Origin of the sequence: Halomonas urmiana, from assembly GCF_005780185.1 — a bacterium.
Taxonomy (GTDB): domain Bacteria; phylum Pseudomonadota; class Gammaproteobacteria; order Pseudomonadales; family Halomonadaceae; genus Halomonas; species Halomonas urmiana.
Genome location: NZ_VBUI01000007.1, coordinates 46,763 through 71,791, shown reverse-complemented (window position 1 = coordinate 71,791; position 25,029 = coordinate 46,763). Strand labels below are relative to the sequence as shown.

At 67.8% G+C, this 25,029-nt stretch carries 18 protein-coding genes; 12 read left to right on the top strand and 6 right to left on the bottom strand.

The window, feature by feature from the left end; translation table 11 throughout:
* Positions 1 to 247 precede the first annotated feature (247 nt).
* Positions 248 to 697, top strand: a complete 450-nt coding sequence (locus tag FEI13_RS06075; RefSeq protein ID WP_138180407.1) for a YaiI/YqxD family protein — start codon at positions 248 to 250, stop codon at positions 695 to 697.
* Between the two features lie 159 nt (positions 698 to 856).
* Here the strand turns inward: FEI13_RS06075 and FEI13_RS06070 are convergent, their stop codons facing one another.
* Together FEI13_RS06070 and FEI13_RS06065 are read right to left on the bottom strand one after the other, a co-directional pair.
* On the bottom strand, positions 857 to 1,861 hold the full coding sequence (locus FEI13_RS06070) for a glutathione S-transferase family protein (protein ID WP_138180405.1): 1,005 nt from the start codon (positions 1,859 to 1,861) through the stop codon (positions 857 to 859).
* Between the two features lie 93 nt (positions 1,862 to 1,954).
* Positions 1,955 to 2,857: a LysR family transcriptional regulator gene (locus FEI13_RS06065; protein WP_138180403.1), complete on the bottom strand. Its 903-nt coding sequence runs from the start codon at positions 2,855 to 2,857 to the stop codon at positions 1,955 to 1,957.
* Between the two features lie 100 nt (positions 2,858 to 2,957).
* Between FEI13_RS06065 and FEI13_RS06060 the strand changes: the two genes are divergently transcribed.
* Complete coding sequence (locus FEI13_RS06060) at positions 2,958 to 3,806, top strand: pirin family protein (RefSeq protein ID WP_138180401.1); 849 nt, start codon at positions 2,958 to 2,960, stop codon at positions 3,804 to 3,806.
* A gap of 213 nt (positions 3,807 to 4,019) precedes the next feature.
* The gene (locus FEI13_RS06055; protein WP_138180399.1) at positions 4,020 to 5,753 is read left to right on the top strand and encodes a peptidoglycan DD-metalloendopeptidase family protein; all 1,734 of its coding nucleotides are present in this window, start codon (positions 4,020 to 4,022) and stop codon (positions 5,751 to 5,753) included.
* 69 nt (positions 5,754 to 5,822) lie between these two features.
* Here FEI13_RS06055 and FEI13_RS06050 read toward each other — a convergent pair whose 3' ends face one another.
* Positions 5,823 to 6,443 carry a LysE family translocator gene (locus FEI13_RS06050; protein WP_138180397.1) on the bottom strand — a complete coding sequence of 207 codons (621 nt, stop codon included), beginning with the start codon at positions 6,441 to 6,443 and terminating at the stop codon, positions 5,823 to 5,825.
* A gap of 260 nt (positions 6,444 to 6,703) precedes the next feature.
* On the opposite strand from FEI13_RS06050, the gene FEI13_RS06045 reads away from it, so the two are divergent.
* The 4 genes from FEI13_RS06045 (at position 6,704) to FEI13_RS06030 (ending at position 12,881) form a co-directional block, all read left to right on the top strand.
* Positions 6,704 to 8,125, top strand: coding sequence for an aminotransferase-like domain-containing protein (locus FEI13_RS06045; protein WP_138180395.1), 1,422 nt, complete (start codon positions 6,704 to 6,706; stop codon positions 8,123 to 8,125).
* 82 nt (positions 8,126 to 8,207) lie between these two features.
* Complete coding sequence (locus FEI13_RS06040) at positions 8,208 to 10,013, top strand: ABC transporter ATP-binding protein (RefSeq protein ID WP_138180521.1); 1,806 nt, start codon at positions 8,208 to 8,210, stop codon at positions 10,011 to 10,013.
* A gap of 390 nt (positions 10,014 to 10,403) precedes the next feature.
* A complete protein-coding gene (locus FEI13_RS06035) occupies positions 10,404 to 11,753 on the top strand; it encodes a NarK family nitrate/nitrite MFS transporter (protein ID WP_138180393.1) in 1,350 nt (449 codons plus the stop codon).
* Between the two features lie 267 nt (positions 11,754 to 12,020).
* Positions 12,021 to 12,881: a dienelactone hydrolase family protein gene (locus FEI13_RS06030; RefSeq protein WP_138180391.1), complete on the top strand. Its 861-nt coding sequence runs from the start codon at positions 12,021 to 12,023 to the stop codon at positions 12,879 to 12,881.
* Positions 12,882 to 12,917: 36 nt separating this feature from the next.
* On the opposite strand, the gene cobA is transcribed toward FEI13_RS06030, so the two are convergent.
* Together cobA and FEI13_RS06020 are read right to left on the bottom strand one after the other, a co-directional pair.
* Positions 12,918 to 13,835, bottom strand: coding sequence for a uroporphyrinogen-III C-methyltransferase (gene cobA / locus FEI13_RS06025; RefSeq protein WP_138180389.1), 918 nt, complete (start codon positions 13,833 to 13,835; stop codon positions 12,918 to 12,920).
* Positions 13,792 to 16,542 carry a nitrate reductase gene (locus FEI13_RS06020; protein WP_138180387.1) on the bottom strand — a complete coding sequence of 917 codons (2,751 nt, stop codon included), beginning with the start codon at positions 16,540 to 16,542 and terminating at the stop codon, positions 13,792 to 13,794. The genes cobA and FEI13_RS06020 overlap by 44 nt, the downstream gene beginning before the upstream one ends.
* Before the next feature lie 529 nt (positions 16,543 to 17,071).
* Between FEI13_RS06020 and FEI13_RS06015 the strand changes: the two genes are divergently transcribed.
* The 5 genes from FEI13_RS06015 (at position 17,072) to nirD (ending at position 23,233) form a co-directional block, all read left to right on the top strand.
* Positions 17,072 to 17,665 (top strand): ANTAR domain-containing response regulator, encoded by a 594-nt coding sequence (locus tag FEI13_RS06015; protein WP_138180385.1) that lies wholly within the window; start codon positions 17,072 to 17,074, stop codon positions 17,663 to 17,665.
* Positions 17,662 to 18,705, top strand: a complete 1,044-nt coding sequence (locus FEI13_RS06010; RefSeq protein WP_138180383.1) for a CmpA/NrtA family ABC transporter substrate-binding protein — start codon at positions 17,662 to 17,664, stop codon at positions 18,703 to 18,705. Before FEI13_RS06015 ends, FEI13_RS06010 begins: the two co-directional genes overlap by 4 nt.
* A 221-nt stretch (positions 18,706 to 18,926) precedes the next feature.
* Positions 18,927 to 20,267, top strand: coding sequence for an NAD(P)/FAD-dependent oxidoreductase (locus FEI13_RS06005; RefSeq protein ID WP_138180381.1), 1,341 nt, complete (start codon positions 18,927 to 18,929; stop codon positions 20,265 to 20,267).
* Positions 20,264 to 22,780, top strand: a complete 2,517-nt coding sequence (nirB, locus tag FEI13_RS06000; protein ID WP_138180379.1) for a nitrite reductase large subunit NirB — start codon at positions 20,264 to 20,266, stop codon at positions 22,778 to 22,780. Before FEI13_RS06005 ends, nirB begins: the two co-directional genes overlap by 4 nt.
* 78 nt (positions 22,781 to 22,858) lie before the next feature.
* Positions 22,859 to 23,233 carry a nitrite reductase small subunit NirD gene (nirD, locus tag FEI13_RS05995; RefSeq protein ID WP_138180377.1) on the top strand — a complete coding sequence of 125 codons (375 nt, stop codon included), beginning with the start codon at positions 22,859 to 22,861 and terminating at the stop codon, positions 23,231 to 23,233.
* A 94-nt stretch (positions 23,234 to 23,327) separates the two neighbouring features.
* On the opposite strand, the gene FEI13_RS05990 is transcribed toward nirD, so the two are convergent.
* Entirely contained in the window at positions 23,328 to 24,941 is a 1,614-nt protein-coding gene (locus tag FEI13_RS05990; protein WP_138180375.1) for a L,D-transpeptidase family protein, read from the bottom strand.
* Positions 24,942 to 25,029: the final 88 nt, after the last annotated feature.

The window sequence follows — 25,029 nt, the reverse complement described above, 5'->3', positions numbered from 1 at the left end:
CCGCTGTGGCGACCGTTGGCGCCGATCTCGCCCGGGTGGCGGATCTCGGTGGCGCTCCATCTACACAATTCGAACGCGTGAGGCGCAGCTCTCGTGGCTGGGCTTCCCGCTTCGGCGCTTGCCTCGCCCGTCAGGGGGAGGTCGCGTCGTCATGATGGTGGGGTCAACACATGCGAGGAGCGCGCATGCTACCATCGTCTGAGTGAGCTGACCAGCCTTATTCGTTCCACCTCTTCAGGAGCCCTTCATGCCGAGCCTCTGGGTCGATGCCGACGCCTGCCCCCGGGCGGCGCGCGAGATCATCGTCCGCGCCGCCGAGCGCACCGCCACGCCGACCTGGTTCGTGGCCAACCACGCCGTGCCGCTGCCGCCCTCGAAATGGGTCAAGGGCCTCGCGGTGAGTCAGGGCTTCGACGCCGCCGACAACGAGATCGTCGAGCGCATTCAGCGGGGCGACCTGCTGATCACCTCGGACCTGCCGCTGGCCCTGGAGGCCATCGAGCGCGAGGCGCGGGTGATGACCACCCGCGGCGAGGCGCTGGATGCCAACAACATCCGCGCGCGGGTACAGATGCGGGACTTCATGGAGACCCTGCGCGCCAGCGGCGAGCACACCGGCGGCCCCAGCGGCTACTCCGACGCCGACCGGCGCGAGTTCGCCAACGCCCTGGACCGGTGGCTGGCGCGGCAGCGTTAGAGAGCGGCTTTCTGGCGACAGGCTGCGCGGAGGCGCTGTGAACCCTTCCCTGGGCGCTACTTTTTCCATCCCTGGAAAAAGACCTCCGCTTCGCTCTGGCCCAGCGCCGCTCCCCGGCACGCTAGATCACCACCCTGAGCGAACCCGCCCGGTTGTCGCTTAAGCCTTCTCGCGGATCCCCTGGCCCGGTAGGCGCTCGCGATCGTGGGGTCGCTCCAGGCTCAGGCGCGGGCCGGCCGGGACGATGCGGGTCGGGTTGATGTGCTCGTGGCTGTAATAGTAGTGGCGCTTGATCTGGTCGAGGTCGACCGTCTCCTTGATGCCCGGCCACTGGTAGAGCTCGCGCAGGTAGTTCGAGAGGTTCGGGTAGTCCTCGATGCGCTGCAGGTTGCACTTGAAGTGGCCGTGATAGACGGCATCGAAGCGCACCAGGGTGGTGAACAGGCGGATGTCGGCCTCGGTGAGCCATTCGCCGGCCAGGTAGCGCCACTCGGCGAGCCGCGATTCCAGGCGATCCAATGACGCGAACAGCGCCTCGACGTGCTTCTCGTAGATGGCCTGTTCGGTGGCGAAGCCCGACTTGTAGACGCCGTTGTTGACGTGGTCGTACACCTCGGCGTTGACGGCATCGATGGTCTCGCGCAGATCCGCCGGGTAGAGGTCCAGCCGGTTGCCGGTCAGGTCATCGAAGGCCCCGTCGAGGATGCGCATCAGGTCGGCCGACTCGTTGTTGACGATGCGGTCCTGCTGCTTGTCCCACAGGGCCGGCACGGTCACCCGGCCGGTGTAGTACGGGTCGGTGAGGATATAGAGCTCACGATGATAATCGACGCCGTTGACGGCATCACCGCTGGAGCCCTCGTCACGATGATAGCTCCAGCCTTGATCGAGCATCAGCGGACTGGTGTGGGAGACGCCGATCAGCCCATCGAGGCCCTTGAGACGCCGCATGATCAGCACGCGATGCGCCCAGGGGCAGGCCAGGGAGACATAGAGGTGGTAGCGACCCGCCTCGGCCAGCAGCCCCGGCTGGCCATCCGGCCCCGGGGAGCCGTCGGGGGTGATCCAGTCACGCAGCTTCGCCGATTCCCGCACGAACTCCCCGCCGTGCTTCTTGGTGTCGTACCACTGGTCGTGCCACTGTCCGTCGATCAAGAGCCCCATCTCGGCCTCCTCGGTTCATAATGATTTGCCTTCAGTTTAAGACGATAAAATCGAAGCTCAAGCGCACTTTTTCCGGCAAACCATTCGATTTTTTCATCCGATCGCGCTGAGTGCGCAGGCCTGGACGGCCTCCTGCAGGTGGCGGGCCATGGCGCGGGTGGCCGGCCCGGCGCGATCCCGGTCGCGATGAATGAGCTGGATCGGCACCTCGCGCCGCCCTCCCGCCGCCAGCGGCAACGGCGACAGACGCTCCGTTTCCAGGGCATCGGCGATGCGCGTCTCGGGCACCCAGGCGAAGCCGAGGTTGCGCTCGAGCATGTCGATGGAGGTATCCAGATGGCTCACCGTCCAGCGCTGTTCGGCCTTCAGCCAGCCGGCATCCAGCGACTGGCGCAGGGCGGAATCGCGCACCACGAGCTGCCGGTGCTGCTCCAGGTCGCGCAGGTCCAGCACCCGCCCCAGGCGATGCAGGGCGTGGTCGGGATGGGCCACGGCGACGAAGGCGACGGTCACCAACGGCTCGCCCAGGAACCCCTTGGCGGCCAGGCCCGAGATCAGCAGGTCGGCATGGCCGTCCTGAAGCATCTCCAGGCCGCCGTTGAGCACCGTCTCGTGGAGCTGCACCCGCACGTGGGGATAGGACGCAGAGAAGGCCTCCAGCGCTCGGGCCAGGGCATCCGGGGGAAAGATCTGGTCGATGGCCAGCACGATCTCCGCCTCCAGGCCCTCGGCCAGCCGAGTCGCCACATCCTCCAGGGAATGGGCGTTCTCGATCAGCTGGCGGGCGCGGCGCAGCAGCATCTCGCCGGCCTCGGTCAGCCGCACCTGACGCCCCACGGGCTCCAGCACCTTCACGCCGAGCTGCTGCTCCAGCTTGTGCACCGCATGGTTGAGGGTCGAGGGGCTCTTGTGGATGGCCTCGGCGGCGCGCGCGAAGCCGCCATGGTCGACCACGGCGGCCAGCATCTGCCATTGGGCGAGGGTGACACGTGACATTTCGATTTCCTCGAACATCAGTAGCGAAATATTGCGCTTAATTTTCGAAAAAACCGACCTAAAATACCAGTCACGATCCTGCATAAACGGAGATACATTCATGGCCCCCACCTCAACGACACGACAGATAGCACGCCTGGTGAACGCCCAGCCGAGCCAGGATGGCGATGGCGTCAAGATCCAGCGCCTGCATGACTTCGGCGGTGGCCTGGATCCCTTCCTGATGCTCGATGAGCTGGCCTCCGACCAGCCGGATGACTATATCGGTGGCTTCCCGCCCCACCCCCACCGAGGCATCCAGACGCTGACCTACGTGATCCATGGGGGCCTGACCCACGAGGACCACCTCGGCCACTCGAGCACCATCAACGCCGGCGATGCCCAGTGGATGCACACCGGCCGCGGCATTATCCATTCCGAGATGCCGCTGACCGATCACCAGGGGCTCCACGCCTTCCAGCTGTGGCTCAACCTGGCGGCCGAGGACAAGCTCAGCGAGGCTACCTACCGAGACGTGCGCGCCGACGAGATGCCAGAGCTTGCGGGCAGCGATGCCTTCTTGACGACCTTGGGCGGACACTGGCAGACGCTGGCCGGTGACAGCGTCGCTGGCCCCCTGACGCGGCTGGCCGGCCAGGGCGCCGTCGCCCACGCACGGCTGGAGCCCGGCGGCGAACTCGCGCTGGAAAACCACGCCACCACGCTGCTGGTCTATGTCTTCGCCGGCGGCCTGGACGTCGCCGGCACCCGAATCGAAAAAGGGCAGCTCGCGCGGCTGGACAGCGGGGAAGCGCTCAGGCTGACCAGCGCCGAAGGCGGGCAGGCCCTGCTGCTGGCCGGCGAACCGCACGGCGAGCCGATTGCCCACTATGGCCCCTTCGTGATGAACCGACAGGCCGAGCTGGAACAGGCGCTCAGGGACTACCGCGACGGCACTCTCACCGACTGATCGCGCCCCGTGGGTTGAAAAACCCCGCGTCACGCTATTCAATACGCTTAGAAAACGGCGTTCGCCCTCCGACGCTCGCTCGATAACCGCCGCCCTGGCGCATCGAGCGGGCGATTCTGTATATTCATACAGACTAGGCATCTCATGCATCATCGAGTATGGTTCTAAGGCCATTTTTTCGTCTCCTTCTTCAACTGTCACGGCCTTTTTCCCATGATGCGAATCCTTCATTCGCTACCCCGCACCCATAAGCTGCTGCTGTTACCCGTTGCCACCATGGTGACCGTGCTGGGAGCCCAGAAGGTGCTCACTACCTTCGAAGATGTTCAGCGTGATCGACAGACGCCCGATACCGTTCTCGTTCCTCTCGATGCCGACGCCAGCCCCGGCCTGCCCTCGCTCAATACCAAACGCGACGCGGTGAGCGACGTCCTGGCGAAGGCCAACCAGGCGCTGGACGCCACCCGCGGCCACGTGCCGATTTCCGTCCTGACCGCCTCGGAAGTCGTCGATATCGACTTCATCGATGCCGCACGGGCCAGCCGGACCGAGTCCGGAGTCCCCGCGACGCTGGCCATGCCCGCCCAAGGCAACGCCTCCCCCCGAACCGGCCAGGCGCCGATCGAAGGCGACGCGCTGCGGCTCGACGAGGGCGCCCAGCACATGGCCGTGGTCATCGGCACCATCGCCGCCGGCATGCTCGAGCTCGAGGACGGCATGGTGGCCGACGCCACCTCCTACGAAGACGTCACCGAGGACGAGCTCGCGCTGTTCGACGAGGGCCCGATCGCCCTGGAGCAGGAGATCGTCGCCAACGAGACCTTCGTCCCGCAGTGGCAGACCTATACCGTCCAGAGCGGCGACACCTTCGCCATCATGGCCCAGCAGCACCTCGAGATGGGCTACAGCGAGGTCATGGCCCTGCTCGACACCCTGCCAGAACCGCGCCTGTTGACCCACTGGCGGGTCGGCGACCATTTCGAATACCAGCTGAACGAGCAGGGCGACCTGCTCGCCCTGCGAATGATGAAGAACGCCCGCGACGGCTACCTGGTCGAGCGTCAGGACGACGCCTTCGAGGTCGCCACCATCGAGCGCGCCGGAGAAGCGACCCAACGACTCTTCGCCGGTACCATCAGCGGCAGCTTCGCGCGCTCGGCCAAGGCCACCGGCCTGACCAGCGCCGAGGTCTCGGAACTCGCGCGGGTACTGGAGAAGAAACTCGACTTCCGCCGCGATACCCGTCGCGGCGATCGCTTCCAGGTGCTGGTGGAATCCGACATCATCGACGGCAAGAGCCTCGATCCGCGTGTCCTGGCGGTGGAGTACGAGGGCGCGCGCATGAACCTCACCATCGTGCGCAACCCTGACGACAATCGCTTCTATACTCCCGAAGGCGAAAGCCTCGACCCGGCCTTCAACCGCTATCCTTTCGAGGGGCGCTACCGGCTGAGCTCGCACTTCAATCCCAACCGCCTCCACCCGGTCACCGGTCGCATCAGCCCCCACAAGGGCACCGACTTCGCGATGCCGATCGGCACCGCCGTGCGGGCCCCGGCCAACGGCCGCGTCGAGAAGGTGGGCAACCATCCGGCGGCGGGCCGCTACGTGGTGATCCGCCACGACAACGGCTACAAGACTCGCTACCTGCACCTCTCCAAGCCGGTAGTCAGCAACGGGCAGCGCGTCACCATGGGCGAGCGCATCGCGCTCTCCGGCAACACCGGGCGCAGCACCGGACCGCACCTGCACTATGAGGTCCTGGTCAACAACAGCCAGGTGAACGCCATGAAGGTCTCGCTGCCGGAGAATCAGAGCCTGCAGGGTGATCGTCTGGTGGCCTTCCAGCGTCAGGCCGAGCCGATGCTGGCGGCCCTGGAGAGCGGCCAGACCGGTACCGTGGTGGCCAGAACCGAGCCGCCGGTCGCGGACGACGACGAGGGCTGATCGCGCCTCGCCACCCGCTGCCCCTACTGCGCCCCGCCTCGTGCGGGGCGCCGTCGTTTCGGGCCCGGCTCAGCCCAGGATCATCACCACGCAGGCGGCGGTCAGAAGGCCCATCACCGCGTTGAAGATTCGCCAGTGGCGCCGTGTCGTCATCAGCCGGCCAACGGCCACGCCGAAGCCCGCCCAGAGCGCGATCGACGGCAGGTTGGTCATGCCCATCACCGCGATCACCACCACCGCCGAGGCCAGGAAGGCATCGCCAGAGAGCGTGAAGGAGGCGATCCCCGAGATCGCCATCACCCAGGCCTTGGGGTTGGCGAACTGGAAGACGGCGGCCTGCCAGAAGGTCAACGGCCGGGCCCCAGCGTCAGCGAGATCCCCGTCCGGCGGTGGCGCGGTGGCGATCCGGTAGGCGAGCCACAGCAGATAGACGCTGCCAATGAGCTTGAGCCCCTGCTGCAGCGGCGGCCACTGCTCGAACAGGGTGCCGAGCCCCAGCGCCACGGCCCCCATCAGCCCCATCACGCCGATCGAGATGCCGAGCATGTGCGGCAGGGTGCGCAGGAAGCCGAAGTTGGCGCCCGAAGCGGTCAGCATCATGTTGTTGGGGCCGGGGGTGGCGGACATGCTGATCGCGAACAGCATCATCGGACCCACCAGGGCGAGCAGTTCGGGCAGCACAAGGGTCATGGGGGCTCCTGTGAATCGGGCATCGAATCGGCATCGAGGCGAACGCCGACTATTGTAGGGGTACAATTTGGCGCAAACCGCCTGACAAGGCCGAGCATCGCGCGCACAATCTCAGTATGCGCCGCCGCTTTTGCCGATCAAGGTCGGCTTTGTCACCCCGACATTGTCCGATTCCCGAGCGATCCGGCCGCCCTGATGCTGTCTGACAGGATCACCCGCATGACCCAAGACCTTGCCATTACCCGAGGGAGAGACGCCACATGGACATCCAGGCCCAGGCTCGCGCCCGCTGCCACTGGCTGCCCGACCTCGAGGGAGCCGACACCCCGCGCTACCAAGCGCTGGTCGATCAGCTGGCCGCCGATATCGTCGCCGGCACGCTCGCCCCCGGCGAGCGCCTGCCGCCCCAGCGCCTGCTTGCCGATGCACTCAAGGTGACCGTCGGCACCATCACCCGCGCCTATCGCGAGGCCGAGCGCCGCGGCCTGGTCGAGGCCCGGGTCGGCAGCGGCACCCGGGTGCGCTCGCCGTCGATGGACACGCCGCGCTTCCACCACCTCTCCCACGCCGCCGAGGGCAGCATCGACCTGTCGCTCAGCGTCCCGATCCCCCACCCCTGGCGGGCAGAGCAACTCGCCATCGTGCTGTCGCGCCTGAGCCAGTCCCCGCACACCGTCGAGGCCGCCCTGGCCTACTCATCCGAGCAGGGCAGCCTGGCCAGCCGCGAGGCGCTGGCCGGCTGGCTGACCCGCCAGGGCCTGCCGATGAACGCCGAGGAGCTGATCCTCACCGCCGGGGGACAGCACGCCGACTTCCTGGCCCTGCAGGCGCTGGTGCAGCCCGGCGAGGCGGTCGCCTCGGCGGCCCTCACCTACCCCGGCATGATCGCCACCGGCCGCCAGCTGGGCCTCAAGCACGTGGCGGTGCCGATGGATGCCGAAGGCATACGGCCCGAGGCGCTGGAGCGCCTCTGCCAGCAGCAGCGCATCCGCCTGCTCTACCTGATGCCCGAGCATAACAATCCCACCGGCGCGCGGATGGGCGAGGCACGACGCCACGCCATCGTCGCGGTGGCCAGGCGCCACGACCTGCTGCTGCTCGAGGATGGCGTGCAGTTCGTCACCGCCGCGACCCGAGGCACGCCCTTCTACCGTCTGGCCCCGGAGCGCGCGCTCTATATCTTCAGCGTCTCCAAGCTGCTCGCCGGGGGGCTGCGCCTGGGCGCCCTGCGGGCCCCCGCCAACCTGATGCCGCGCCTCACCGCCGCCCTGCGGGCCCAGTGCTGGGCGATGCCGGAGCTGATGGCTCGCGCCGCCATCGACTGGCTGACCAGCGCCGAGGCCACGCCCCTGATCGAATGGCAGTGGCAGGAGGTGGCCGCGCGCCAGCGACTGCTCGCCGAGCGCCTCCAGGGTCATGAGATCGTCGCCCACCCCTGCGGCTTCCATGCCTGGCTGCGCCTGCCCGAGCCCTGGCGGGCGGTGGACGTGGTGGCCCGCGCCGCCGAACGCGGCGTCACCCTGCTCGGCGCCGATCCCTTCTGCGTGGGCAGCCAGCCCGCCCCGCAGGCGGTGCGCCTCTGCGTGACGCCGCCCGCCGAGCGCGCCCGGCTCGACGAGGGACTGACCCGACTGGCCGCGCTGCTCGAGGAAGAGCCTCGGCGGGTCTCGCCGCTGGTCTGACGGCCCCCCCCCTTCACTGCCAGGAGCCACGCGCTTGTCCTCACCTCACGCTCACGCCCCCTCTGCGCCGCGCCAAGGCGGCATGCTCGCAAGCTTCGTCGGCGTCTTTCGCTACAGCCATCGCGCCCTGGCGCTAGTCTGGCAGACCTCGCGCCCGCTGACCCTGGGGCTCGCGCTCTGCACCCTGGTCGCCGGCGTGCTGCCGGCGGTGGCGGCCTGGATCGGCCAGCTGATCGTCGACGCCGTGGTCGCGGCGATGGCCCTGCATCGCGACACCGGTCGCGTCGAGTGGTGGGGGGTGCTGCGCTACGTGCTGGCGGAAGCCGGGGTGATCGCCACGATCGCCCTGGCCCAGCGCGGCCTCGCGGCCCAGCAGTCGCTGCTGCGCGCCCTGCTCGGCCAGAAGGTCAACGTGATGATCCTCGAGAAGGCCGGCACCCTGTCACTCGAGCAGTTCGAAGACTCCGAGTTCTACGACAAGCTGACCCGCGCCCGCCGCGAGGCCTCGACGCGCCCGCTGGGCCTGGTCAACAAGACCTTCGGCCTCGCCCAGAATGCCATCTCGCTGGCGAGCTTCGGCGTGCTGCTGGTGCAGTTCTCGCCCTGGGCGATCCTGGTGCTGGTGATCGGCGCCCTGCCGGTGTTCGTCTCGGAGGCCAAGTTCTCGGGGGATGCCTTCCGGCTGTTCCGCTGGCGCTCGCCGCAGACCCGCATGCAGATGTACCTGGAGACGGTGCTGGCCCGCGAGGACAGCATCAAGGAGGTCAAGCTGTTCGGCCTGGAGCCGCTGCTGCTGGATCGCTACCGGACGATCTTCGACACCCTCTACGACGAGGATCGACGCCTGACCCTGCGTCGCGAGACCTGGGGCTTCCTGCTCGGCCTGCTCGGCACCCTGGCCTTCTACGGCGCCTACGCCTGGGTGGTGGTCGAGACCGTGACCGGCGCGCTGACCCTAGGCGAGATGACCATGTACCTGATGGTCTTCAAGCAGGGCCAGGCGGCGCTCTCGGCGAGCCTGACGGCGATCGGCGGCATGTACGAGGACAACCTCTACCTGTCGAACCTCTACGAGTATCTCGAGCAGCCGGTGCCGGCCGAGTGCGGCACGCTGACCGAGGGCGCGATGCCGGGCGACGGCATCCGCTTCGAGGCGGTGAGCTTCACCTACCCGGGCACCGCGACGCCGGCCCTCGAGGGGATCTCGCTGCACCTGCGGCCGGGCCGTAGCCTCGCCCTGGTGGGCGCCAACGGCTCGGGCAAGACCACGCTGATCAAGCTGCTGACGCGCCTCTATGAGCCGACCCGGGGGCGCATCCTGCTCGATGGCAGCGACCTGCGCGATTGGGAAGTCCAGACGCTGCGCCGGCGCATCGGGGTGATCTTCCAGGACTTCGTGCGCTACCAGATGAAGGTGGGCGAGAACCTCGGCGCCGGGGACGTCGAGGCCTTCAGCGACGAGGCACGCTGGAAGGAAGCGGCGCGTCGCGGCCTGGCCGACGACTTCATCGCCGAGATGCCGGGGGGCTACCACACCCAGCTGGGGCGCTGGTTCAAGGGCGGCCAGGAGCTCTCCGGCGGCCAGTGGCAGAAGATCGCCCTGTCGCGGGCCTACATGCGCGAGGGCGCCGACATCCTGGTGCTCGACGAACCCACGGCGGCCATGGACGCCGCGGCGGAGGCCGCCGTCTATGCCGACTTTCGCGAACACAGCCGCGACCGCATGACGATCCTGATCTCGCACCGTTTCTCGACGGTGCGGGCCGCCGACTGGATCCTCGTGATCGACAACGGCGAGGTCCTCGAGCAGGGCGATCACCCGAGCCTGATGGCCGCCAACGGCCGCTACGCCAGGCTGTTTCGCCTACAGGCAAAGGGCTATGAATGAAAGGCCATGAATGACAGGCCATCCATGAGCCCTGGCGTGCCGCGGGCCGTGCCTGGCCTTTCGCAGCGCCGCCGGCCGCCCTCCACTCCCCCTCTGCCGCGACCGTCGCCTCGCCATGCAGTGAGGCACCATGGCGGGGCAAGGCCCCGCAGCACATTGCTGCCATGCACCATCACGCCTCCACCACCACCTCGCCCTCTCCCGCCACAAAAACGATAAGCAACTGAAAAAAAACAACTTTTATTGTAGTGGCAAATTATATGCATAGTCATTGGCAGAGCGTGCCAGACGTGGACCAGGCCCCACCGGGGTACGAGTGCGTCGGACCCGACCTTCAACGGCGAAGGCCCAAGATCGTGTGTTCGAACGTCATTCGACGAGGTATGCCCCATGGAAATCCAAAATAAGGCCAACAGGATACGTCTGTTCAACTGGAAGATGCCGCAGATGCGCGCCTTCCACTTCTCCTGGTTCGCCTTCCACATCTGCTTCTTCGGCTGGTTCGGTATCGCCCCCCTGATGGCGGTGGTGCGTGACGACCTCGGCCTCACCAAGACCCAGATCGGCAACACCATCATCGCCTCGGTGGCCATCACCGTGATCGTGCGCCTGGCCATCGGCGTGCTATGCGACAAGATCGGCCCGCGCCGCGCCTATACCTGGTTGCTATGCCTGGGCTCGCTGCCGGTGATGTGCGTCGGCTTCGCCGACAGCTTCGAGTCCTTCTTCCTGGCTCGCCTGGCCATCGGCGCCATCGGTGCCTCCTTCGTGATCACCCAGTACCACACCTCGGTGATGTTCGCGCCCAATGTGGTCGGCACCGCCAACGCCACCTCGGCCGGCTGGGGCAACCTGGGCGGCGGCACCACCCAGATCCTGATGCCGCTGATCTTCTCCGGCATCCTGATGCTCGGCGTCAACGAGGCCCTCGGCTGGCGCCTGGCCATGGTGGTCCCGGGCATCGTGCTGTTCCTCACCGGTATCGCCTACTACTTCTTCACCCAGGACGCGCCGGACGGCAACTTCGACGAGCTTCGTGCCCGTGGCGAGCTGCCCGAGGCCAATGGTGAGCACGGCATGGGCGCCAGCTTCGCCACCGCCGCCAAGGACATCCGTGTCTGGGCCCTGTTCGTGGTCTATGCCGCCTGCTTCGGCGTCGAACTGACCATCAACAACATCGCCGCCATCTACTTCTTCGACAACTTCGGCCTGACGCTGGCCACCGCCGGCATGATCGCTGGCCTGTTCGGCCTGATGAACCTCTTCGCTCGCACCCTGGGCGGCATCTTCTCCGACCTCTTCGCCCGCAACTCGGGCCTCAAGGGGCGGGTGCGCTGGCTGTTCATCGCCATGCTCTGCGAGGGCGTGGCCCTGATGTTCTTCTCGCAGATGCATGTCCTGCCGCTGGCCATCGGCATCATGCTGGTGTTCAGCCTCTTCGTGCAGATGGCCGAGGGCGCGACCTTCGGTGTGGTGCCCTTCATCAACAAGAAGGCACTGGGCGCGGTAGCCGGCATCGTCGGCGCGGGCGGCAATGCCGGGGCCGTAGCCGCCGGCTTCCTGTTCCGCTCCGAGGCCCTGACCTACCAGCAAGGCCTGTTCTACCTCGGGGTGGCGGTGATCATCGCCTCGCTGTGTGCCCTGCTGGTGCGCTTCTCACCGGAGGTCGAGGCCGAGGAGAATGCCGCCTACCAGGATGCGGCCGGTTCCGAGCCCTCGGCGGCCCTGTCGCTGCGCTGAGCCACATCCCGACGGGGCAAGGGACGCCCCTGACGCTCGCCACGCCATCGTCGCCTCACCGCGGCGATGGCGTTTGCGTTTTCGTTTGCAGGAGGCCGTGGCCCGGGAAGCGGCCGACACTTCCCCGCGACGCGCAGTTCCAGGGCATCGCGAAAACGCGTGACGCGCCACCTACAGGCTGGCTATGTTAAGAACGTCAAGAAAGCGTGAATCAGCGAAGGCGACCAACGTCGAGGACGACCCCAATCATAGGCAAGGAGACCCCTGATGCGACACCTATTCACCCTGGCATGCCTGGCCGCAGGCCTGATGATCGACGCAGGCGGCGTCCAGGCCCAAACCGAGCCCGCACCCCCGTCCAGCGATGAGCAGGTCACTATCCAGTCCGGGCCACGCGTGGTCGGTGAGGTCTTCGAGTATGCCACCGGCGGCACCACCTATGAGGGCTACCTGGCGCGCAATGCCAGCACCGACCACCCGCAACCGGCGGTACTGGTGGTGCACGAATGGTGGGGGCTGGACAGCTACGCCCGTGCTCGGGCCGATCAGCTCGCGGCGCTCGGCTTCGTGGCCCTGGCCGTTGACATGTACGGCGATGGCCGGCTGGCCACCCATCCCGCCGAGGCCCAGGAGTTCTCCAACCGGGTGATGCAGGACTGGCCGGCGGCCCGCGCCCGGCTCGAGGCGGCGATGGCCAGGCTGGGCGAGCATCCGGCGGTGGCCGATAGCGGCATGGCGGCGATCGGCTACTGTTTCGGCGGCAGCGTGGTAATGAACATGGCGCTGTCAGGCATGCCACTCGAGGCCGCCATCAGCTTTCACGGGGTGCCGACGGTGGCGGTGAACAGACCCCAGGCCTTCGAAGGCAGCGTGCGCATCCACAATGGCGCCGAGGACGGCTTCGTCGCCCGCGACGACCTGGTGGCGATGGCCGGGTCGCTCAAGGCCCAGGGTGCCGACGTCAAGGTGACGAACTACCCCCAGGCCAAGCACGGCTTCACAAACCCCGAGGCCGATGCCTTCGCCACCCAGCACGACCTGCCGCTGGCCTATGATGCCGCCGCCGATGCCGCCTCCTGGCAGGCGGCGCTGCTGACCCTGGACGCCGCCCTCAACGACAACGACTGACCGGACGCGTCAGCCATCACGCGCAGGCTTCCTCCCTCAGGGATGACAGACCCCTGAGGGAGCCATGGCGGCCGGGCTGGTCTCGACCATACTCACCACGCTGCCCACCACGATCAGGCAGGGCGACGGCAGCGGGTGAGCGGCGAGCCTGTCCGGCATATCGGCCAGGGTGCCGGTGAGCGCCGCCTGGTCGGGCAGGCTGGCGTTGGCCACCAGCATGATCGGCCAGTCGTCGGGCAGCCCGGCCCCGCGCAGGCCGGCGCAGATGGCCGCGACCTTGGCCAGGCCCATGTAGAACACCAGGGTCTCGTCCCGCCGGGCCAGCGCGGCCCAGTCCGGGGCACCGCCCTCCCGGCACAGCTGGGCGGTGATAAAGCGCAGCTGCTGGGCGTGGCCACGGTCGGTCAACGGTATGCCCATGGAGGCGCAGGCCGCCGAGGCGGCGGTGATGCCGGGCACGATGTGCGCCGGCACCCCGGCCTCGGCCAGCGCCGCGAGCTCCTCGCCCATGCGCCCGAACACCCCAGGATCACCGCCCTTGAGGCGCACCACCGCCTTGCCCTGCCGCGCCAGGTCGACCAGCAGGGTGCCGATCTCGGCCTGGGCCACGCTGTGATGGCCCTGCGCCTTGCCCACGTAATAGCGCTCGCGTCCGGCGGGCACCAGGGCCAGCACGTCATCACCCACCAGGCGGTCGAAGACCACCGCATCGGCCTGCTGCAGCAGCCGGGCCGCCTTGAGGGTCAGCAGCTCCACATCGCCGCTGCCGGCGCCCACCAGGTAGACGCTGCCACGCCGACACTCGTCGCGCAGCGGCAGGCTCGGCTCGCTGCCGTCCGCCCTGGGCCCCTTCAGCTCGGCCAGGAAGCGGGTGGCGCCCATGCCCAGCCGGGCCAGGCCACCCAGGGTGTCAGGCCACTTGTACTGTTTCAGGCTTCTGCTCAGAACGCGCATGGGCACCCTCCTCTTGGGCACTGTCTTCGATAAGGGACTTGAGTTCGGGGATACAACTGCCGCACTGGGTACCACAGGCCAGCCGGGCGCCCAACGCCTCGACACTGCGGTCACCGGCGTGGATGGCCTCGACGATGGCCTTCTGCCCGACCTGGTGGCAGCTACACACCAGCGGCCCGCTGTCGGCCTCACCGGCATCGCAACCGGCCAGCAGCCGGCGACGCACCTCGCCGCCCAGTTGCGCCTCGGCGAAGCGCTCATCGAGCCAGGCCAGGCCCGGCAGCTCGGCGGGCGGGGCCACCATCAGCCACCAGCGCAGGCGTCCGTCCTCGATGCCAGCGGCGCGCAGCCGGCCGCTGGCGGGGTCGTCACACCACAGGGTGGGCGCCGCCGGTAGCCACTCCTGCACCCAGGCCAGCCAGTCGCGGGGCGCTTTCTCAACCCCACCGCAGGCGCTGTCGGGCTCCCCACCGGCCAGTTGCCAGCGCCGGCAGTGGGCCAGCGGGATGCGCGCCCAGTAGGCGCCGTCGTCGCGGCCCTCGAAGTCGCCGTCCAGGTCGCCCGCGACCAGCAGGGTGGCCTCCCAGCCCACCGCCAGCGACTCCAGCGCCACCGCGCCGTGCTTGGACTCGGGCTGGCCGGAGACCGGGTCGACATGGGCCGCGAGCAGGCTGCCCATGCGTGCCATCCCGCTGTAGCGGTCGGTCCAGTGCATGGGCACGAACACCTCGCCGCGGCGCTGCCCCTTGGAGACGCGCACCCGGCCGCGATACTCGCCGTTGGCACCGGTCAGCCGCGCCAGCTGCTGGTCGCCCAGGCCGTGTGCCTCGGCATCCTCCGGGGCCACCTCGATGAACGGCTCGGCGCGGTGATTCATCAACCGTGGTGCACGACCGGTGCGCGTCATGGTGTGCCACTGGTCGCGGACCCGGCCGGTGTTGAGGCGCAGCGGCCGCGCCTCGCTGAGCGCCTGTGCAGGGCCTTTCGGCCGCACCGCGATCAGCCTGGCCAGGCCATCCGGGGTGGCGAAACGGCCGTCCTCGAACAGCCGCGTGGTACCGCGGGGCGACGCGGCGTTGACCGGCCACTGGATCGGTGCCAGGGCATCGTAGCCCTCGCGATCCAGCTCACACAGCGCCGAGATATCGAAGACGCGCTCGCCGTCGTTCTCGAACCCGGACAGCCGGGCATGCTCGGCGAAGATCTCGCCGGGATGGGCATAGGCGAAGGCCTCGCCGTAGCCCAGGCGACGAGCCACCTCGGAGATGATCCACCAATCGTGGCGCGCCTCCCCCGGCGGCGGCAGCAGGCCGCGCTGGCGCGAGATGCGCCGCTCGGAGTTGGTCACAGTGCCGTCCTTCTCGGACCAGGACGTGGCCGGCAGCACGATATCGGCATACGGGAGCAGGTCGGTGTCAGCCATGCACTCGGAGACGATCACCAGCGGACACTTGGCCAGGGCCGCACGCACACGGTTGGCGTCGGGCAGGCTGACCGCCGGGTTGGTGGCCATCACCCACAGGGCCTGGATCTCGCCGCGCTCGATGGCCTCGAACAGCTCGACGGCCTTGTGGCCCGGCCCCTCGGGCAGGGTCGGCACCAGGCTGGCGGTGGTCCAGAAGCGGCGCACCCGGTCGAGGGCGCCGGGACTGTCGTAGTCCATATGAGCGGCCAGCTGGTTGGCAAGCCCGCCCACCTCGCGGCCGCCCATGGCATTGGGCTGGCCGGTGATGGAGAAGGGGCCTGCCCCGGGCAGGCCGATCTTGCCGCCGGCCAGATGGCAGTTGATGATGGCGTTGCACTTGTCGGTGCCGCTGGACGACTGGTTGATGCCCTGCGAGTACAGGGTCACTACGTGCAGCTGGCTGGCGAACCAGTAGAAGAAGGTCTCCAGACGCTCCGGATCGACATCGCAGTCGGCGGCGATGGCCTCGATGCTGATGTCATCCTCACGGGACGCGGCAAGCGCCTCGTCCAGCCCCTGGGTGTGCTTCTCCAGGTAGACCCGATCGAGCTTGCCCTTGTCGGCCATCCAGGCCAGCAGGCCATTGAACAGCCGCGCGTCGCTGCCAGGCCTGAGGCCCAGGTAGAGATCGGCGATCTCGCAGCTGTCGGTGACCCGGGGATCGATCACCACCACCCGCATCAGCGGGTTGCGGGTCTTGGCGGTGCGCAGGCGCTGGTAGAGCACCGGATGGTTCCAGGCCAGGTTGGAGCCCACCAGCACCACCAACTCGGCCTCTTCCAGGTCCTCGTAGCTGCACGGCACGGCATCGGCGCCCAGCGAGCGCTTATAGGCGGCCACCGCCGAGGCCATGCACAGCCGCGAGTTGGTGTCCAGGTGCGGCGTGCCGAGGAAGCCCTTGAACAACTTATTGGCAGCGTAGTAATCCTCGGTGAGCAGCTGGCCAGACAGGTAGGCCGCCACGGACTGGTTGCCATGGGCGGCGCGTGTGGTCTGCAGCCGCTCGGCGACGGTATCGAGCGCGCTATCCCAGTCGACCTCGACACCATCGACGCGTGGACGGGTCAGGCGGCCGTGATCACCGAGGGTCTCGGCGAGCGCCGAGCCCTTGACGCACAGACGCCCGTAGTTGGCCGGATGATCGCCGTCGCCTTCCACGTCGGCCAGGCGATCCCCGTCGACGTGAGCCAGCACGCCACAGCCGACGCCGCAGTAAGGACAAGTCGTTCGGGCCTGGTGCATGGCATACCTCTTGGTTGCGCAAGAAAGAAAAAGGCGCCCACCCCCATCGTGACCCGCAGGTCACCGAGGTTGGACGCCGTTGTCATGTTGCCGAATGGTTGGCTGCGAGAGCCCTCTTTGGCTCCCGGTTACTTGTTACCCCACCATCATGCAATCGATATGCCATTCTTTCCTACAGGACCGCCATCAGCCCATGCTGCCGGGCCTCACGGAGGCCAGCAGGGTCATGGCGTCGTCTGGCGGCAAGGCCAAAAACGCACCATGACACCCCTCATGAAGCGGTCTTCGCACCACAGGGATGCAGGAAGCCCGCTGTCGCTCGCCCGGGTCCAGGAAGCCATTTGCTGACACCGCCAGGCACCCGGCGACGATGAGGCGCCACCCATGCCCTGTCGTAGTGCACAGCGCCTCTTACTTGTCACGTTCTGGAACATTGCTTGCATGGAACACTGGCTGACTTGCATAGCTGGCTTGCAGAGAAGGCAGCCAGACACCCATCGAGAACATCCACGAGAACGAGCCAAACGCCATGCCACCACCGCTCAAGGTCCTACTCGTCGACGATGAGGTCGTGCGTGCCGCCATGGTCGAGGAGGCCCTGACCAACGAGGGCCATCAGGTCACCTGTCGCCTGCAGAGTCCGGCGAGCCTCAATGAGATGGTCGCCCGCCACCAGCCCGACGTGGTGATCATCGACATGGACTCCCCCGATCGCGACACCCTCGACAGCATGGCCGTGCTGAATCGCGAGAATCCCCGCCCGGTGGTGTTCTTCGCCGACCAGCACGACCCGGACACCATGCAGGCGGCGCTGAAGTCAGGCGTCAGCGCCTATGTCGTGGACGGCCTGGTCCCCGGCCGAGTCAAGACCATCATCGAGGTCGCTATCGCCCGCTTCGACTCCTTCCAGTCGATGCGTCAGGAGCTCGAAAAGGCACGCAACCAGCTGGCCGAACGCAAGCGCATCGAACGCGCCAAGGGGCTGCTGATGAAGCACCAGAGCTGCGACGAGGAACAGGCCTATCGCATGCTGCGCAAGATCGCCATGGACCGCGGCCAACGCATCGCCGACGTCGCCGAGAGCGTCATCGATATCCTCGAACGCCTGGAGAATGGATCATGACCACACTGCAAGATGCCGAGCTCGACCGCTTGACACTGGGCTTCGTGCCGCTATTGGACGCGGCCCTGCCGATCATCGCCCGCGAGGGTGGCTTCTTCGACGCCGCGGGGCTCGAGGTCACGCTCTCGCGGGAGAATGCCTGGTCGACATTGCGCGACAAGGTCGCCGCCGGGCTGCTCGACGGGGCCCACATGCTCGCTCCGCTGCCGCTGGCCATGAGCCTGGGGCTGGGACGCGCGCCCTGCGATACCCTGGCGCCGATTACCTTGAGCCGCAACGGCAACACCATCGTCTTGTCCCGCTCTCTTGCCGAAAGCGCCGGCGTGGCACTCGGCGATGAGCCGGCCGACAGCGCCCGGGCGTTGGGCGCCTACCTCGCCGCCCACCCCGAGACGCGCCCGCGCCTGGGCATGGTCTACCCCTTCTCCTGCCAGCACTATCAGCTGCGCCAGTGGCTGGCCCTGGGCGGCCTGGATCCCGACCGGGACGTAGAGCTCAGCGTACTGCCGCCACCGCGCATGGTGGAGGCCATGCAAGCCGGGGAGATCGACGGGTGCTGTGTCGGCGAACCCTGGGGCAGCCTGGCAGTCGCCCGCGAACTGGGCACCCTGGCCGCCACCGGCGTCCAGCTATGGCCCGACCACCCGGAAAAGGTCCTTGGCGTGACGCGCTCCTGGGCCAGGCGCTATCCGGCCACCCTGCAACGCCTGATCGCGGCACTCCTTGACGCCAGCCGGTGGCTCGCCGCCGATCCCGACCACCTCCGCCAGGCCCGCGAGTGGCTGTCCCTGCCGCCCTACCTGGACCGCTCGGTGGATCATCTCTCCCTGCTGTCGATGGATACACCCCCTATCGCCCAGCGCCTGTTCGGCGAAGCTGTGCTGCGTCCGGACCCCACGGCGGCAGGCCACTTCGCCGAGCACATCGACCAGCACATGCGAAACCATGGCCGCCGGCTCGATCACGCCACCCTGAGCGAGTGCTACAGCCCCGTGCATTTCGATGAGGTAGCGCACCAGCCAAGTGCAACTCCTCGCTGACCCGATCGATGGCGACCCAACACTCACCATTATAAATACCTGAATTAAAAGAAAATAAAAACAAAATGGCACATCCTGGCTAATCCTTTGCCTCTATTCAGGACAAGAAGCATGGCGGTCAATGGCGACCGTCTTGGCAAAGCGATGACAAAGGCGTCTCCGCACTCCCCTTCTCGGGTGTGCCGAGACGCCTTTTCTTTTTTGCGGATGAGGAGCGCACGATGCCCCATCAAGGTTCCACACAGGACGCGACCCTGCCCACACGGGATGAGCACCTGGTCATCATCGGTAACGGCATGGCCGGCCACCGGCTGCTCGAGTCCCTGCTCGACAAGCAGGCACGACCGTCGCGCATCACCGTGATCGGCGAGGAAAAGGCTCCCGCCTACAACCGTATCCTGCTCTCGCCGCTGCTGGCCGGCGAGATGGAGCGTGACGCCCTGACCCTGCGCGATACCGACTGGTATGCCGAACAGGGGGTCGAGCTGGTGCTCGGCGAGCGGGTCATGGAGATCGACCGCCAGGCTCATCGGATCACCACCTCCGGCGGCCGCCAGGTCACCTACGACCGTCTGGTGCTGGCCACCGGCTCACAACCAGCGATGCCGCCGATCCCGGGCCTCGACCTGCCCGGCGTCTATGTCTTCCGCGACCTCGACGACGCCGCGGCGCTGGTCGATTGCTCCCAGGCCCTGGCCGCCGAGGGCGGCGGTCGCGCGGTGGTCATCGGCGGCGGCCTGCTGGGCCTGGAAGCCGCCGAGGGGCTGCGCAAGCGCGGCATGACGGTGAGCATCGTCCAGCGCGACGACCGGCTGATGAACCGCCAGCTGGACCTCACCGCCGCCGGGCTGCTCGAGGGCGAACTCGCGAGCCGCGGCCTCGAGATCATCACCGACGGCCAGCTGGACCACCTGGAGGCCGACGACCAGGGCCATGTCGCCGGCGCCCGACTCGCCGACGGCCGCTTGCTGGCCGCCGACTGCGTGGTGATGGCGATCGGCATCACCCCCAACGTGGCGCTTGCCCGGACGGCCAGGCTCGAGGTCAACCGCGCGGTGGTCGTCGATGCCCACCTCACCAGCTCCGACCCGGCGATCCACGCCCTGGGCGAATGTTGCGAGTTCGACGGCCAGACCTACGGCCTGGTCGAGCCGATCTGGCAACAGGTCGAGGTGCTGGCCGCACGGCTGGCCGGCGAGAGCGTCGACGGCTACGTGGAGGCCCCCACCGCCACCAAGCTCAAGGTCAGTGGCGTCTCGCTGTATGCCTTCGGGCCCATCGAGGCCACGGACGACCATGAGGTGCTGACCTACCACGACCCGGAACATGGCGACTACCGCCGGCTGCTGCTGCGCGACGGCCGCCTCGAAGGGGCCGTGCTCTACGGCGATACCGCCTCGGGCCCCTGGTACTTCAAGCAGTCGCTGGCCGGCCGCGACCTCTCCGCCTGCCGTCAGGCACTGCTGTTTGGCAAGGCCGACGCCACCCCGCTTCTCGATACCCCGACGTCCAACACGCCGAATCACACCACGGACAGCCCCCTACAGGAGGAGGCCGCATGAATAAGCCCCAGTCCGACAAACAGCAGTTGATCATCATCGGTAACGGCATGGTCGGCCACCATCTGGTCGAGCAACTCATCGAACGCGGCGCCACCGAGCAGTACCGCATCACGGTGTTCGGCGAGGAGCGTCACCGCGCCTACGACCGCGTCCACCTCTCCGAGTACTTCGCCGGTCGCGACGCCCAGTCGCTGGCCATGTGCGATGCGGACTTCTACGCGGAGAACGGCATCGAGCTGCGCCTCCACGAGACGGTGACCGCCCTCGACCGCGACCAGGGCGAGGTGATCACCGACCAGGGCCGCTACGCCTATGACCGGGTCGTGCTGGCCACCGGCTCCTACCCCTTCGTGCCACCGATCCCCGGCAACGACCGCGAGAACTGCCTGGTCTACCGCACCCTGGATGACCTCGACGACATCCGCGCCGCGGCCGAGAAGGCCACTACCGGCGTGGTGGTCGGCGGCGGCCTGCTGGGCCTGGAGGCGGCCAACGCCCTGCGCGGCCTCGATCTCGACACCGCCGTGGTCGAGTTCGCCCCGCGGCTGATGCCGATGCAGGTCGACACCGAGGGTGGCGAGCTGCTGCGCGAGAAGATCGAGGCGCTGGGCGTCCAGGTGCTGACCGGCCGCGCCACCCAGCAGATTGAGGACGGCGAGGCCAGCTTCCACCGCATGGTCTTCCAGGACGACAAGGTGCTGGAGACTGACCTGATCGTGTTCTCCGCGGGCATCCGTCCCCGCGACGAGCTGGCCCGGGACGCCGCCCTGGAGATGGGCGAGCGCGGCGGCGTGGTGATCGACGACCGTTGCCTGACCAGTGACCCGGCGATACTGGCCATCGGCGAGGTGGCGCTGTGGAACAACAGCATCTTCGGCCTGGTGGCCCCCGGCTACCAGATGGCCAAGGCCGCCGCGGATACCCTGCTGGGCGGCGAGCTCACCTTCGAAGGCGCCGACATGAGCACCAAGCTCAAGCTGCTCGGCGTCGACGTGGGCGCCATCGGCGATGCCCACGGCAACCAGCCCCCCGGCGCGCGGATGTTCCGCTACCTGGACCAGATCAAGCAGGAATACCGCAAGCTGGTGGTCTCCAGCGACGGCAAGAAGCTGCTCGGCGCCATGCTGGTGGGTGACAACGCCACCTACGACACCCTGATGCAGTACTACAGCAACGGCCTGGAGCTGCCCGAGGACCCGGCCGCGCTGATCCTGCCCTCCACCGAGGGTGCGCCGACCCTGGGCGCCGACGCCCTGCCCGACGACGCGACCATCTGCTCGTGCCACAACGTCACCAAGGGCTCGATCTGCGCGACCCTCGATGCCGGGGCCACCGACCTGGGCAGCGTCAAGGCCTCCACCCGCGCCAGCACCGGCTGTGGGGGCTGCGCGGCCCTGCTCAAGAGCGTGGTCGATCACGAACTGGAGGCCCGCGGCGTGGAGGTCGACCAGTCGATCTGCGAGCACTTCGCCCACACCCGCCAGGAGCTCTTCGACATCGTCCGCGTCGAGGGCATCAAGACCTTCGGCGAACTGGTCGAGAAGCACGGCTCTTCACAAACCGAGGGTCTGGGCTGCGACATCTGCAAGCCGGCGGTGGCCTCGATCCTGGCGTCCTGCTTCAATGAGCCGATCACCGATGCGGCGCACATCCCGCTGCAGGACACCAACGACACCTTCATGGCCAACATGCAGAAGAACGGCACCTACTCGGTGGTGCCGCGTGTCGCCGGCGGCGAGATCACCCCGGACAAGCTGGTGGTGCTCGGCCAGGTCGCACAGAAGTATGGCCTCTACACCAAGATCACCGGCGGCCAGCGCATCGACCTGTTCGGCGCCCGCCTCGAGGACCTGCCGGACATCTGGGGCGAGCTGATCGAGGCCGGCTTCGAGACCGGTCACGCCTACGGCAAGTCGGTGCGTACCGTGAAGTCCTGCGTGGGCAGCACCTGGTGTCGCTACGGCGTGCAGGACAGCGTGGGCATGGCGATCCGGCTCGAGCACCGCTACAAGGGCCTGCGCTCGCCGCACAAGCTCAAGTTCGCGGTCTCCGGCTGCACCCGCGAGTGTGCCGAGGCGCAGAGCAAGGACATCGGGGTGATTGCCACCGAGCATGGCTGGAACCTCTATGTCTGCGGCAACGGCGGCATGCGCCCACGCCATGCCGAGCTCTTCGCCACCGACCTGGACGACGATCAGCTGATCAGGATCATCGATCGCTTCCTGATGTTCTACGTGCGCACCGCCGATCGCCTGCAGCGGACCTCGGTATGGCGCGAGAACCTCGAGGGCGGCCTGGACTACCTCAAGGAGGTGGTGCTCGAGGACAGCCTGGGGATCAACGAGGAGCTCGAGGCGCAGATGCAGACCGTCATCGACAACTACGAGTGCGAGTGGGCGGGCGCCATCAACGACCCCGAGAAGCTCAAGCGCTTCCGCAGCTTCGTCAACGACGCGCGCCCCGACCCGGACATCATCGTGACCGAGGAGCGCGGCCAGCTCCGCCCTGCGTAAGGAAATCGCTGCGCGAGCTAGGCGCCCGCTTCATCTCGCTCGCCAATTTCTCGACATCATCGAGAGGACTACTAATCCATGAATAGCGCAACTGCAGAAGCCTCGACCATGACCCAGACCTGGCGCCCCCTGTGCACCAAGGCCGACCTGGTACCCCACTCCGGGGTCGCCGCCTGGATCGAAACGCCCGAGGGACCGGCTCAAGTGGCCCTGTTCTACCTGCCGGGCCACGCCACCGAGCTCTACGCCGTGGACCATCGCGACCCCTTCTCGGGCGCCAACGTCATCGCCCGGGGCATCGTCGGTGATCTCTCGGGGGCGCCGGTGGTGGCCTCCCCGATCTACAAGCAGCATTTCCGCCTCGACGACGGCCACTGCCTAGAGGACGAGGCGGTGCGGCTGCGCTGCTGGACGGCGTGCTTCAAGGGCGACCAGGTGATGATCCGGGTGTGATCCTGCCCCACCTAGCCTGCCCGCGGTATCCGGTCACAGGCGGGATACCGAGGCCGCGCACTACTGGCTCGCGTCGAGCAGTCAAAGATCACACCTAGCGGGCCAGGGGGCCGTCCAGGGCCTCCAGCAGCGCCGCGTCGCGCTGGTAGATATCGGGGCGGAAGACCAGCTGCCCCCCCTCGTCCGGGTGCACCGTCCAGTAGTGCAGGATAACCGGCACGGGACGCTCGAGGTGGATGTTGCGGGTTCTCCCGCTGGCGACCAGGGTGGAGACCCGGGCGTCGGTGCCGGTGTCGTCGAAGAGGTGCTGGGCGAGCTCGAGCACGCCCTGCACGCGGATGCAGCCGGAGCTGAAGGCACGCTGTTCCCGGTCAAAGAGCGCCTGTGCCGGGGTGTCGTGCAGGTAGACCAGGTGATCGTTGGGAAAGCGCAGGACCACGCGCCCCAAGGCGTTCTGGGGGCCGGCACGCTGGCGCAGGATGACGTTGCCGGGTCGCCACCAGTCGACGTCTCTCGGGTCGAGGCGCCGGCCGGAGGGGCTCAGCACCATCAGATCCTGCTGCCACAGGTAGCCGAGGTTGCGGCGCACCCTGGGCAGCACGTCTTCGCGCAGGATGGTCGGCGGCACCGTCCAGGTGGGGTTGATCGTCAGGTGGGTGATCTTTGATCGCAGCGAGGGGGTGCGACGATAGGGCCGCCCCACCACGATGCGCGAGCGCCAGACCTCACCGTCCGGGCGGAAGTAGCGGATCCGGTAGCCGGCGATATCCACCAGGACGAAGGAGTCCGGCAGGCCGTGGAGCAGCCAGCGAGCGCGCTCCAGATTGACCCGAATCTGGTCGATGCGGGTGGCCACGGGGACGTTCAGAGCCGCACGTGTCCGAGGGCCGACGATGCCGTCCACCTCCAGCAGGTGGCGCTGCTGGAAGCGCTCCACGGCCGCCACCAGAGTCTCATCGTAACGGCGCGGATCGGGGGTGCCCGATGCGGGTTCACCGGCGACATGCGCCGCCATCACCTCCAACTCGCCCAAGATCGCCAGGCGCTCGCGCAGCAGCCGCACATCGTCGTGGCGATCCCCCGGGCGCAGCGACTGCGGTCGGGGCGGCATCATCGGCCAGCCTCCCTGCCGCGCGATATGACGATAGCGCGAGAGACTCGAGCGCAGACGCTCGTAAGGCGGCGCAGAGGGACGCGCCGAGGCGAAGGCCTGCTCGACACGACGGGCGTCCACCGCCTGCGATATCGCCGCGAGATCGAGCGGGGGCGCCTCGATGGGCACCTCCCAGCCGGGATCGATGCGATAAGGATCCACCTTGCCGCGTTGAAGGTGACGCAGGGCCATCAGCAGGGTTTGGCTGGCTTGCAGGTCGAAGCGAGCCCGCGCCGCCGGGGGACTCTGCTCGTCGAGCGCCTGGCGATGGGCCGCCACCAGCATGTCCGGTCGGTAGTCCTGCGGGGTCAAGCCATCGCCGTCGAGGGTGCGCAGGGCAGTGGCGAGGGCCGCCACGGTCGCGGCCTCCTGCCAGGCAGGCCGTCCATCGCGCGCCGCGTAGAACGCCCGCAGGGCCACCTCCTGCTCTTCCAAGCGCTCGGCGAGGACCTCGTTCAGGGAGGGCGTGCCCTCCTCGGCCAGCGCCGAAGAGGCGAGCGACAGCATCATCGCCGCCGCGAAAATCAGCGGCTTCCATCCGGTTGCCGAGGACATGGCGACCTCCTCGAGGTTGATGTCGGTGGCTGGTGCATTATGATGCTCACCATCATCATAGTGTTGGATCTCGAGCCGCAGGGAAGCC